General features: G+C 37.3%; 9 protein-coding genes. 4 read left to right on the forward strand and 5 right to left on the reverse strand.

The genetic code is table 11. The features are described from left to right. Positions 1-214 precede the first annotated feature (214 nt). Positions 215-745, reverse strand: coding sequence for an MATE family efflux transporter (locus QZV68_RS08720; protein WP_296880593.1), 531 nt, complete (start codon positions 743-745; stop codon positions 215-217). Between the two features lie 69 nt (positions 746-814). Between QZV68_RS08720 and QZV68_RS08725 the strand changes: the two genes are divergently transcribed. The 4 genes from QZV68_RS08725 to QZV68_RS08740 all read left to right on the forward strand — a co-directional run bounded on the left by QZV68_RS08725 (position 815) and on the right by QZV68_RS08740 (position 3637). Next, complete coding sequence (locus tag QZV68_RS08725) at positions 815-1213, forward strand: thioredoxin family protein (protein WP_296880595.1); 399 nt, start codon at positions 815-817, stop codon at positions 1211-1213. Position 1214: 1 nt separating this feature from the next. Then, positions 1215-1835: a cytochrome c biogenesis CcdA family protein gene (locus QZV68_RS08730; protein WP_296880598.1), complete on the forward strand. Its 621-nt coding sequence runs from the start codon at positions 1215-1217 to the stop codon at positions 1833-1835. Positions 1836-2043: 208 nt separating this feature from the next. Next, complete coding sequence (locus QZV68_RS08735; RefSeq protein ID WP_296880601.1) at positions 2044-3180, forward strand: TMEM175 family protein; 1137 nt, start codon at positions 2044-2046, stop codon at positions 3178-3180. A gap of 58 nt (positions 3181-3238) precedes the next feature. Next, positions 3239-3637, forward strand: coding sequence for a PaaI family thioesterase (locus QZV68_RS08740; protein ID WP_296880607.1), 399 nt, complete (start codon positions 3239-3241; stop codon positions 3635-3637). A 63-nt stretch (positions 3638-3700) separates the two neighbouring features. Here the strand turns inward: QZV68_RS08740 and QZV68_RS08745 are convergent, their stop codons facing one another. The 4 genes from QZV68_RS08745 to QZV68_RS08760 form a co-directional block, all read right to left on the reverse strand. After that, positions 3701-4366, reverse strand: coding sequence for a hypothetical protein (locus QZV68_RS08745; protein ID WP_296880609.1), 666 nt, complete (start codon positions 4364-4366; stop codon positions 3701-3703). 723 nt (positions 4367-5089) lie between these two features. Next, the gene (locus tag QZV68_RS08750) at positions 5090-6904 is read right to left on the reverse strand and encodes a right-handed parallel beta-helix repeat-containing protein (RefSeq protein WP_296880610.1); all 1815 of its coding nucleotides are present in this window, start codon (positions 6902-6904) and stop codon (positions 5090-5092) included. Between the two features lie 134 nt (positions 6905-7038). After that, the gene (locus tag QZV68_RS08755) at positions 7039-10146 is read right to left on the reverse strand and encodes a hypothetical protein (protein ID WP_296880612.1); all 3108 of its coding nucleotides are present in this window, start codon (positions 10144-10146) and stop codon (positions 7039-7041) included. 98 nt (positions 10147-10244) lie between these two features. Further along, a partial coding sequence (locus QZV68_RS08760) for an Ig-like domain repeat protein (protein WP_296880614.1) occupies positions 10245-13533 on the reverse strand: 3289 nt, incomplete at its 5' end.

Genomic DNA, 13533 nt, shown 5'->3' on the forward strand with positions numbered 1-13533 from the left:
AAAAATACTTTTACCTACGACCATTTTTATTTTTTTCCTATATGGTCAATAATTTCATGAACAGATTTAATGTGTTTTTTTTCTAATTTGTTTATAATAAATAGTTTAGCCCATATGTATCCAATTAATGAACCTATGGCAGTTCCAAATATTATACCTGCATATATTCCATTTATACCCCATCTAAAAATAAAACAGAATAAATATGCAAATACTAACTGTAGCAGTAATGTCTACTGTTGATAGTGCAGCACCTTTCATTCCTAAATTTAAGGTATAAATAAATATAGGCTAATATTACATTTAAAAAGGCACTTAAAAATACTGCCCGTGTTGCTCTTTTTGCATTACCTTCGGCTCTAAAGAAAGATGATTCAATATTTGAGAATATAATGGCAAATAGGAATAAAAACATTATGTGACAATAATCCATTGCATAACTAAGAACATCTCCGGCTCCTACAAATATTAAAATAGGTTTCAAATAAAATAAGACTAAAATTGCAGGGATAATAGATAATATTCCTCCTAATAACATCGCATGAAGACAGATATTATTTGTGCGTTCATGGTCTTCAGCACCAATAATACTTATAGAAATTAAAGAGCTTGCACCTGCACCGATACCGCTTTCAATACTTATCAAAAGTGCATATAACTGCTTTTTCCTGATTTTTCGGTGTCTTGCGATGATATTTTTTTCTATTTGGAACTTGCGATTTTCAGCAGTGATTCCATTTGTCATGGAGGATATTTCAAAAATTTTATTAATGCTTACTTTAAAAGTCTTACCATGAAGAAATTTTTGATTGTTATGGCAATCTGTTTTGTTGCAATGACATCAGCCGTTTGTGCTCTTGATTATGATGATTCTAAAATTCAGGGCTTGAACATTACAACTGATGTTGATGGAGCATTGAAAGCGTCACAAAGTGAAAATAAAACAGTGGTCATGATTTTTGATCAGGACAGCTGCGCATACTGCGACATGCTGAAAAAGGATGTTTTAAGCAATGGGGATGTTCAAAAGGAACTGAATGGAAAGTACATTGTTCTTTTGGTGGATATCAACAAGAATCCTGACGTTGCCAAAAAGCATAATGTTTTCGGAACTCCGACTATGGTATTTTTAGACCCTTCCGGAAAGGAGATTCATAAAATTGAAGGCTATGTGAACAGCAACGATTTCCTTAAGGAATTGAAGGAGATTTAGAATGGAAATCCTCCCCTTTGTTTCTTTTTTTACTGGAGTAATTTCTATATTGTCTCCATGCATCCTTCCGATAATTCCGATATTTGTCGCATTTGGCCTGAAAAGCAAATCAAAAGGCGAAATATTCTCATTCATATTGGGATTCATAAGTGTTTTTGCGCTCATAATTGTATTGACCGGCTTTTTTACCTCTTTAATCTTTAGCTACATGTTTTACGTCAGGATACTGGCTGCGATTTTGCTTTTGGCTATAGGAATCCTGATGCTTACTGGCTATTCATTTAATTTTGCCGTGAAGTTGCCCAAAAGCAGCGACGGATTTGCAGGATCATTTGCATTGGGTCTTATAACATCAATTTCATGGGCTCCATGCTATGGGGCATATTTGATTTCTATTATAACTTTGCTTGTAAGCTCAAACAGCGCAATGTATGCTGTGCTGAATCTGATTTTGTATTGTGCCGGGTTTGGTCTGACCCTGTTTGTTCTGGGCTTTGCATTGTCTAGAATCAATATGGAAAGGATGCTTTCAAAGGCAGAATACTTTCCTAAAATATTTGCCGTCCTTATAATTGCCGGGGCGGTCTATCTCCTGTGGGAGTCATTCAAGGTACTTGTCTGATGCAGACTTGGGTGTTTTTATTTCAAGTGATATACATGGATAGCTGATTTGTGTTATATGTTGCATGCAAACCTTATATTCTTAATTGTTCGAGTAATAATTATTGTACTTTTCATGATGCATAGGTATTACTTTCATCGTAAAATCAAGCATTTTGATAGGGAAAATTATTAAGATATATCTATCATGAAAAACAGAATACTTAAACATGAAGACCAACAGGTTTGAAACATTTCTTGATGCAATTCTTGCAATCATCATTACAGTTCTCGTCCTGAAGCTGTCCCAGCCGGCAGATGCAACATGGGGTTCCGTTTTGATGCTGAACAGAAGTTATATGACATATGCCGTCTGCTTTCTGATTATATTCAATACATGGTATAATGACCATAATCTCTTTATGATGGTTGACGAGATAAACAATCGGGTTGTACTGGTTTACGGAGTTTTGATATTCATTATTTCTCTTGTTCCGTATTTTGCATCATGGGTATCCCTTTATCCCAATTCAATTCCTGCCCAGACAATGTTCGGGCTGCTGTTTTTGGCGACAAACATCTGCTACAACCTCTCGACCTACCTGATCATCCGTGCAAATCCATACAATGAAGAGCTCAAAAAGATTGACCTGACTGATTTCAAGCGTTACATTCCTATACTCTTCATTCTGACAGGTTATGTGATGACCTATACAGTATATACTCAGGGAGTATACATTTCATGTATTCTTGCAACGCTATACTGGTTTTTCATCGCATTATTTACAAAATCGGAAGTTGAAAACAGCGAGAGATTTGAGGCTCTCTTCGATGCCATTGTGGCAATAATTTTAACAGTCCTTGTGCTTGAGATAGGTATGGCTTTCAACGGGTCCTGGCAGGCTTTATTTGATTTGAAATTGGAGTTTTTTGCCTATGTGGTTAGCTTCATAGTTTGCTTTAACTATTGGAACTATAACAATAACCTGTTCGGCATAGTTAATAGGATAGATTATAAGGTTATTTGGTTGACAGCAGCATCAATGTTCGTTTTGTCATTGATTCCGTATCTGTCCTTCTTTGTTTCTCATAACTTTTATTCCTTTGTGGCACAGGCATGCTACGGTATTGACTTCATTGTTGTGGCACTGATATCCATCCTGACTGCCAACGCTCTGAAGAGAGTTGATCCGGCAAACATTGCTCTTGTGCTGGCATTGAACAACAATTTCCAGTTCATTTCCACATTGGTCATTGTAGGGGCTGGAATGGTTGTGGGGTATCTGTTCTATCCTCCAAGCGTTATCATATCCTGCCTCATATCCATTGTTGTAGTATGGCTTATTCCATATCTCTCCCGCCATTGAATATGTGTTCAAAAACTATAAGTATTTCATGAACTATATATGATACTTGGTGAAATAAATGGCTAATTTCGACAACATTGAAAGCGCAAGAGAATTTTTTTACAAGGATAAATTTGCAGTTGATACCGGAATCGTTTTGGATGAAATCTCAGAAACCGAGGCAATCTGCTCTTTGGAGGTAAACGACAATCACAAAAACGCTTACGAAAGTGTTATGGGTGGTGTAATATTCACGCTTGCCGATTTTGCTTTTGCAGTACTCTCAAATCAGATACATCAACCGACTGTTGCCCAACAGGTGGATATACATTATCTATCAGCTCCTAAAGGTGATAAGCTGATTGCACGTGCAACCTGCAGAAAAAGCGGAAGAACATCCTCAATAGTTAATGTGGATATTTCAGATAATACTGGCCGTGATGTTGCCCAGTATATCGGCACAGGCTTTAAATTATAATTGTTTTTTAAAAAAAAGAATTTAAAATAAAGTTTCAATGAACTTTATTTTTTTTTTAATTTGCTACGTTTCCGGTGAATTCACGACGTGTCCGTCTTCATCAATTACTTCCTCAACTTCATTACCGTTTTCATCAATCAAACCGCCGTCACCTTCATCACTGCTTGAACTGGTGTCATCGGATGACTGTGAATCTGAATTACTGTATGAATTTGAGTCTGAGTATGAATCTGATGAAGATACGTCTGATGATGCTGAATCTGATTCGGTTCTTTCGATTTCAGCCAGTTCAGCAGGTGTAAATAGAGTGCTGTTGTCTACATCTTCTTGAACGTAACCTGACTTGACTTTTAGCTTTTGTGAAACGCTTTTCGCAGTATTGTTTGCATCACCGTCAAAGGTTACTGTGATTTTGTAATCTCCAGAACTCATATTTTTCAGTTTGACGATTCCTACTCCAGTTGCATGAGTCTTTATTGAATTGTCATATACAACTTTGTCGTTTTTCCCGGTAATTTTAACATGGAGCGTTTTACCGCTTAAAGCTGCCTTTTCACCATTGGTCAATTTGATATAGACAGTACCATTATCACCAACAACGCCGTCTCCGAGAATGGAAATCTCGGTGTCTTTTGCATTGCCTGGAGCTGCAGTGAAAGCGGCTATTGCAGCAACAACGATAATTATCACTCCAATGAATATTAGTTCTTTTTTGTCTATTTTAATCATTAGTTGTATATTATCAATTTAATCTTATATAATGTTTTTCGGTTTTCCATTGATTTTTTACAATTTTTCGGTTTTTGTGCAACCACCTAATTTATATGTCATGAAATAGTTATATAATAATGACTGATTAACAAGTCGTGAAAAAACCTTGAAGTTCGAAGTTGCACTGCCGTAGCTTCGAATTTTTTTTTGAATTCTTTTGATTGTTGCAATTATCAACATTTTATAAAATATGGAAAAGTATCTTATCATGTAAATGAGGATCTTTTAAAAAAAGGGAGAAAAAATAAGGAATTTTTATTCCTTATGCGTTTAGTTCATTTGAACCCGTGTTTGCCCGTAATATCAATCATATTATCTTTGACAATTTAGTGAGATATCTTCGTGTTTCGGGTGGATAACGGATTAGAATTATTCATGTTGGGAGTTGAACAATGCTGTTGGGGGCAGCAAAGCTTATTTTTTTGATGATAATCCTAATCCCGTAGTTCATATTTTAAATTTATTTTTGGAGTCATCTAAAATTATTAATTTTAGACAATTATAGTATTGATTCATGAGTTATATAAAGCTTTTCGAGTGTAAGTGCTTACTTGCATCGTTTTAATGATTGTATGAACTTATTATTCATTAATTAGAGTAAAAATAAGTTTGTTTTAAAAAATAGTTTTAATAAGTTATTTATCTTAAAAAATAAGAAAAAATAGAGATTTTAAAAAATCCCTATCTTATGGTGATTGTACTTCTTGCTGAAACTATGTAGTTTGTGTTTGCTGATGTGATTGCAACGCTGTGTTTTCCATAGCCTACATTTTTGATGTTGAATTTAGCTATGCCTTTTGCGTTGGTTTTGATTTTGTATACTTTTTTGCCGATTTTAAGATTTAAAACTACATATTTGGCAGCTTTTTTGCTTGCCTTGTTTTTTACAGAAACCTTGAATAGCTTGGATTTCTTGTATTTTCCAACCACTTTCGGAGCTTTTGTTATGGTTTTGGCCTTTATAATCTTGGCTGTTGTGGTAGTTTTTGGAATGTTGCACACACCAAAATCAGATGTGATTTCAATTTTGTGGGTTCCTGCATTAAGGACAGATGCACTGAATGAAGCAATTCCATTCTTGTTTGTTCTAACCTCATAATATTTGTATTTTTTGCCGGTAAATGCCTTTATGGTTATTACAGAATATTTTATAGGTTGCTTTGTAAATGCATTAACTAATTTGATGTTGAGTTTGGCTCCGGAATAGTATGAAGTTGTTATCGGCTTTGTTGTAACCTTTGCAATTGTGATCGGTTTTAGCTCGTCATTTAGGTTGACGCTTCTGGTGTATGTCTTTGAATTGATTGTAATTTTTCCCATGACTTTGTAGTTTTCGTCTTCCATGGTGTATGCATTGACGCTTGTGGCTATGATGCTTGCGGGGGTGTTGTTTTCAAATGTTGTTGTGCTGATTTTAACGACGCTTCCTTCAGTCTTGATTGCACCTGCATAATCTGCATTGTTGTTTGTAAATGTTGAATCGGTAATTGTGATTGTATTTCCTCGGTCTTTGTTTCTGCTGAATATTGCACCGGCCATTGTGCCTTTGTTTGCGTCAAAAACGGTATTTTTGATTGTCATGGTGTTGTCGGTGACTATTGCTCCTCCAGTATTTGATTTGAACAGGCAATTTGTAAAGTTTGCCTTATTCGCAACAGGGATTTCATAGGGTTCCTCTGCAGAGGTGTATGATTTGAATGCATATCTGTTGGATGTGAAGTTTGTATTTGTAACTTCTGTGCTGCTGAGAGTATATACTGCGATGTTGCTGTTTTCGGCAAAGCTGCAGTTGTCAAGTTTCAATTCTGCATAAAATGTGTCTATATAAATTCCATATCTGTTTTTATTGAATCTGGAATTTCCGATATTGAAGTGACCAGTGTAAGAATATGTATTTATTCCTACTTTGTTTGATATGAATTCACAGTCTGAAATAAAAGCTGAGTCCATGTATATGGCGAATGCATTTGTGTTGTTGATGAATTTGCTGCTTATGAATTGACCGTGGTCAGCATCGACAATATATTCTGCATTGTTATTTTCGAATTTGCTGTTTTCCAGGATTATCCCGATGGTTGTGATTATTCTGTCTGCTTCATTGTTTTTGAATGTACAGTTTATAGCACTCATTTCGTCTGCATCTATATTGGAAGTTTTCATGCCGATTTTGTTGTTTATGAAAGTACAGTTGATGAATGTTAGGTTGTATGCCTGTATGGCATGTTTTTTGTTGCTGAACGCATTTTTGAAAGTTATATCCTTAAAGACAAGATTCTTTTGGCTTGATATTATTGATGATTTTTCATTCCCGTCAAGAACGGCATTGTTTTTACCTGTAAAGTTCAGATTCTTTGTAACTTCAATTTCACTGCCTTCGCTTACATATTCCCCGTCAAGGGTTATTTCACTATCTTCTTGGGCATTTTCAATTAATTTTGTTACGTTGTCGAATGTTTGATGGGGGGTAGCATTGTCATCTGCACTGACCGCTCCCATCGTAATTATCAGGATTAGAAAAACTAAAAGAAATGCAATATATTTTTTTCTAAACATAATTTGATATATGTTTCAAGGGTAATATAATGTTTGCTTTTTTGGGCAATAAAAAAGGAAAAGATAGGAATGAAACCCTATTTTCCAATTCTTACGGTCTTTTTGACGGTGTCTTTGGCGTATGTTGCTGTGTAGGTTATTTTATTTCCGACTCTAAGCTTTTTGAGGACATTTGATTTGAAGATGGCCTTTGCAATTCCGTATTTGTTGGTTTTTGCCTTTATTGTTTTTCCAGCAAACTTGAATGTGACAATTTTTGCATTCATTGCCTTTTTGTTTTTCATCTTTGCTGTAATCACAAGTTTTTTGGCGGACTTTTTAATCTTTACTGTGCTTAGGCTCAAAATTTGATTTACTTTGAGGGTTGTGGTTTTTGAGGCGCTTTTGTATTTTGCTGTAATCTTGTATGTATTCGGAACGATATTTGCTGGGATTTTGAATTTGACCGCACCGTTTTCATTGGTTTTGGCGTTGAATGTGAATCTTCCGATTGTGATTTTCACGACTTCATTCTTTCCAACCGGCCTGCCGTAGACGTCATATATCTTCAAGTTGATGTATTTCGCATTTCCGTAATGCATGTTGATGTTGTTTGGTCCCACAATCTTGTTTAGGAAGTTTACGGAGGTTTTGGCATAGTTTTTAAATTCAAGGTCTTTGGAATAGATGCTTGTTTGAATATAAACTGAGGATTCTCCTGTTGTTTTATAGTTGATTGTGTAGAATTCCTTGATTTTGTCGTTGAGATCACTTATTTTCACCACATTTGTCTCATTGAGTCTGACTTCTGCAATAGGTATTAGTGGTGAGGTGTCTCCTGAAATGTATATTATCATCTTGGTGTTGCTTGTGTTTTCAACATGGGCTCTGATTTCCCTGTCGTCTCCAAAATGCATTTTTTCAGGCATGACCATCTCGGGTTCTATTTTGATGTCATCCGAGTAGTCTTCAACAAGGTAGTTGCCCCGGTAGTATGATTTAAAATCATATTTTCCGATTTTATCTGAAGGAAGTCTTAGGATTGCTGTGCCGTTCTTTACAGCAACTGTCCTGAATAATTTGTATTCATCTTCGCCGGCATATCTGATTTCAGCGCTCAGATTGCCTGTGGCATCTTTTGGAAGCACCAGCTTGAGGTCGATTTTTGAGCCGAAGGAGTAAAAATAATTTGTCTGTTCAATGCTTGAAGTGACATTGAAGGTTCTGTTCACTGATTTTGAAGGGTATTTGCTGTCTCCTGGATATGTTACAACAGCAGTGTGCACCCCCGGTTTCAGCCCGTAAATAGTCACTGCATATCCCATGTAATTCGGAGGAACATAATTCCAGCCATACTGCGCTTCCACAAGGTAGTCTTCGATTTTGTCATATTTGTAGTTCTTACCGTCAATACTGACTGTTGCCTTTGATTTGATGTCTTTTGGCATGATGAACTCAATCACTTTTTCATTCAAATCAGTATATTCAAAATTATCGCGGGTATATATTTCAATAGGATATGTAAGGTTTATGTTTTCGCTTTTTGAGAATTTTATGTTTTTTGTATTGACAATCACTTCAACATTATATTTTTTATCGTATTGCATGTTGTTCAGGAGGAATTCATGTGTTATCCAGTTTTTGTCTGTTGATTTGATCTGTTTGGTTGCATATTTCTTTCCGTCCACATTGACGGTTATGCTTCCGGACTCGGTTCCCGGAATGCTTACCTTAACAATGCCTGCATCCTGAATTGTGCATAGATAGTCGGTCACCTCATATGTGACTGTTTTGTTGGCCGATTTTATGATTGAATCTCCTGAATAGATTACTGTTATTGTGTGGTTTCCTTTTTCATTGGTTTTTGGATATTCTGTAAGTATGGTTGAGCCGGAATATTCCTTTTTGACATTGTCGTGAATGACAGTGGTTGTTTTCGGAAGGTCATAGTTGGAGTCTACACTTATGATATAGTCGTCATGGTATAAGTCCCAGTAATCGGGATCATTTGACCATGGATACAGATGTTCGGGATAGTTGATGTCAATTTTAATGGCAGGTGTTTCGTTTAATACTTTAGGGGTAAATTTCCAGCTGTAGTTTTCATAGGATACTCTTAACTTGTACTTTCCAGGATTCATCTTTGGAATTGGAATGGCGGCGCTGCCGTTTGCAACATTGAATATGCCGTTCACCATACCTGTGCATATTAAATCACCGTTGAAGTCTTTTGATGCTTTAAATATCAGTTCGTAGCTTCCATTTGTCCATAATCTGGTTGGCATGGTAATTTTCGGGATGGTTATGATGTGATATGAAATTTTCTGTGTAATGCCTTTGTATGTGCTTTCAAATTCTACGATATTGTCTCCGATGTCAAACCTTGAGACATCCAGCTTAACGCATTTGTCTGAATTTCTCTTGAATGTGTAGGTCTTTCCCTTGAACTTGGCGGTTCCGGCAACATTTTTCAGCATATATATTTCAAAAGTTACATTGTCGCCGTATTTGATTTCATTGCCGTTCATTGTCATGACTTCAAAGTAAAATTTGCTTCTTGTGAAAAATCCCTTTTCGCTGATTCTTGTAGATGCCTTCTGGTAAATCACTTCGTATGTATGAGTGCTTGGCGAATACTTGTCCAGGCTGATTTTGACATTTCCCTTGGAGCATGGCTGATTGTAGACAATGTTTTCATCAATCAGTACCTTGATGTTGCCGTTTAAATTTTTGTTGAATGTGACTGTCATTGAGGCGCCGTCAATAGCATATTCCGGAACGTTTACGTATATTGCAGGGTTCATTACTCCTGATTTGCTAAATCCCATATATTTGCTGTCTCCCGAATAGTTGACAAGAACGTCATGTGAAGTTCCGTAATCCAGATGCAGGTCATTGATAAGCAGGGAATTAATGCCTACGGAAACTTCTCTGTTGTATTTTTCCTCACTGTCGATTGAAATGCTGATGTTGCCGCCTGCATCCTGCGGCATGTTCTTCACTTCAACTGTGCTGATCCAGTCTGAAGAGATTTCCTTGGGTATGTTTACATCATAGTCATTATCCTCAATCAGTTTGATTTCACCATCTCCAATTGCTGGTTCTTGGGTCTCTTCCAGTGAATATGATGTCATATTTTCGGCTGCACTGACTGAAGCTATCGCAAGAAGAAGTAAAGTGCAGGCTAAAATTATTTTCATTTTCATATATGTCTCTCTTTTTTACAATGATGGTAATGTGTTTGTAAAAAATAGTATATATTCTTTAAAAAAAATAAGGGAAAAAATAAGGAGTTGGTAATTCCTTATTTTCTCATTTTAGTGGTTTTTTTAACGGTATCCTTCAGGTATGTTGCCTGATAGGTTACCTTTTTGCCAACCTTGAGTTTTTTAAGCCAGGTAGGATTTCTAATGGTAATTTTTGCAATACCTCTTTTGTTTGTTTTGGCAGTTGCAACCTTCTTACCATTGATTCTAAAGGTGATTGTTTTCTTTATTAGGTATTTGCCTTTTACTTTAGCCAATGTTGCCTGCAAGGTTAGCTTTCTGGCGGATTTCTTAAGTGTTGTTGATTTAAGTGTCACAACGTGTTTTACTTTAACTGTCCTTTGCACTGTTTTTCTAAGTGAGGTTATTTTCAGCTTGTATGTTCCAGGCTTTTGGTTTACGACAAATGTGACAATTCCGTTTTTGTTTGTCTTTAATTTTTTGAATGCCTTGTTGTTTAGTTTTATTACTACCCATGTGGATGCTGCAGGAATTCCCTTGTTCTTGAATACTTTTATGGTGTATTTCTGATTTGCAAGGTACTGGACATTCACGTTCCGTGCTGATATTGACGGGTTGGTCTGGACTGTGACGTTTACATCCTTTGTGAATGCAGGATAGTTTTTGTCCCCTCCATATTCGAATGTGATTACGTGTTTTCCTTTAAATTGTGTCAAATCGATATTAAGTATTCCTCCGACTATATTATATACCTGATATCGTGTTCCGTCGATGAACACTGTGAGTGTTCCTTCTGCGTCATCCGGGAATTCAAGAGTGAAGACCCCTTCAGTGCTTGTGCTTATCTCTTCCGGAATTTCAATTGGGATTGCTGAAAATGTGGCGGTATCTGAACTGTTGTGGTGTTCGGAATTCTCGTTGAATACAGCTGTGACTTCATATACTCCAATTTCGGATGGTGTGAATATGAATCCGTCATTGGCATCTATTGCAGCAACCAACTTGGAGTTGATGAAGAGATTGACTGTACCTCTTGCAAGTCCTCCTTTCTGCTGGTTTAAAACGAGTGTAGTTATTGAAATGCTGTTTCCGATGTATATTGCAGTTTCATTCAATGAAAGAATTGTTCTTGTATTAATCTGTGAATCTGTATTGTTTTTAAATGAACATAGTTTTGTCTTACCTCCATATACAGCTCCGTTCAGTACTTCCGCATTGTTGTTTTCAAATATTGATGATACAACTACCACTTCATTGTTTCCGCTGACATATACAGCCCCTCCGTTTTTAGCACGTGAATTGGTGAACTCTGAATCCAATATCTGTCCGTCATTTGAGTTCCAGTATACCGCACCTCCGTTTGCAGATGCTCTGGAGCTGTCGAATGATGTTTCTTCGATTACTCCGTTTTTAGCATTCCAGTATACTGATCCTCCGTTATCTGCTGAACAGTCTTCGAATATACAGTTGGATAATTTGCTGCCGTATGCCGGTGCGTTCAGTATTTCAGCATTGTTTTTAAATATTGATGATGCAGCTACCACTTCATTGTTTCCGCTGACATATACTGCACCTCCGCTTTTAGCACGTGAGTTGATGAATTTTGAATTCAATATCTGTCCGTCATTTGAGTTCCAGTATACTGCACCTCCGTTGTTTGCAGAACAGTTTTCGAATGTACAGTTGGATAGTATTCCGTTGCTTCCAATCCAGTTTATCGCTCCGCCGTTTGAATTGAGTCTTCCGTTCACGAATTTGATATTGCTGATTTTAACGTTGTTGGATGATACTGTCATGATTCCTGAAAGGCCGCCGGCATCCAGAACGGTATTTTCTGAACCGACAATTGAAACCGCCTTGTTTACATTTATGATAGATCCTGAACCGTAATATGTGCCTGCGAGATTGATTACGTCTCCTGCACTTGCACTGTTGATGAGTGAAGTGATGTCTGCAAATGTCTTTTTGCTGGATTTTACGGTAAATGAGGTAGTATTTTGAGCGGCAAGGTAATTATTGTCTCCAGGGTAGCTGACTGTTGCGTCATAGGTTCCAGGATTCATGTTAGTCAGGTTGAATGTTGCCTTTCCGTTGTTTATGTTTGCGTTGTAGTTTTTGCCATCCACTATTGCTGTGACTGTTCCTGTTGCGTCATTTGGGGTGGTGACTGTTATCAGGACGTTTTGTCCGGTTACGGTTGCTGTTGCAGTCACTGTTGGTGTTTTTTTGTTTATTGTAAATGATGTGTTGGTTTGTGCAGTGTTGTAGTTGTTGTTTCCGTTGTATGTTATTGTGGCAGGGTATGTGCCTGGATTCATGTTTTTCAGGTTGAATGTTGCCTTTCCGTTGTTTATGTTTGCGTTGTAGTTTGTTCCGGCAACTGTTGCTGTGACTGTTCCTGTTGCGTCATTTGGGACGGTGACTGTTATCAGGACGTTTTGTCCGGTTACGGTTGCCGTTGCTGTTATTGTTGGTGTTTTTTTACCGACTGTGATTGTTGTTGTTGCGTTTGCAGGGTTGTAGTTGGAATTTCCGGCAAATTGTGCATTTGCGATGTATGTTCCTGCCGGCAGGTTTGGAACTGCAATTTGTCCTGTTCCGTTTGTTATTTCAAGGTCTATGTTTTGGTTGTTTATGCTGACTGTTAGTGTGCCGTCGATTGACATTGTTGCTGTGATTATTGCATTCTCACCGTATATGATGTCCTCGCCAGATATTGTCATGACGACATCTGATTTTTCTACATTAACGGTAACGACAGTTGAATTTAAAGCATAGATACTGCCGTCACCAACGCTGAGGGTAATCTTGCCAACACCTGCTTTCAAGGCAGTAACAATGCCGTCGGCACTGACACTGACGACACTTGAATTATCGGCAGTAAAAGTAACATTCAAACCGTCAGGAGTGGTTGTATAACTAATGCTCTGAGTATCGCCTAAATTCATGTTCATATCAACAGCAGCAACACTGGCGTCATTTAAAGCAACTGTAACAGTAATTGATTTACTTTCTGCAGCAGCATAATTATCATTGCCTGCGAAACTGACAGTAATGGTTGCAGTACCTGCGCCGACCGCCTTGATTTTGCCATTTTCAACAAAAGCAATATTCCCATTGCTTGAAGTATATGTCAACTGACCAGCGTTATCAGGAGTCAGAGATGCACCTGCAGCAACTTCATCAAGAACCTTAAGGTCAAAACTATTGCTTGCAACAATAATCTCTGTAGGTTCTTTACTTACGCTGAATTGAACGGCAACCTGTGCGGCCAGGTAGTTGCTGTCTCCGCCGTATGTTATGTTGGTGTTGTATGTGCCTGCATTAGGTTTTTGAATGTTGAATGTTGCCAGGCTGTTAGTTATG

It is taken from the genome of uncultured Methanobrevibacter sp. (genome assembly GCF_902801725.1).
GTDB lineage: Archaea > Methanobacteriota > Methanobacteria > Methanobacteriales > Methanobacteriaceae > Methanocatella.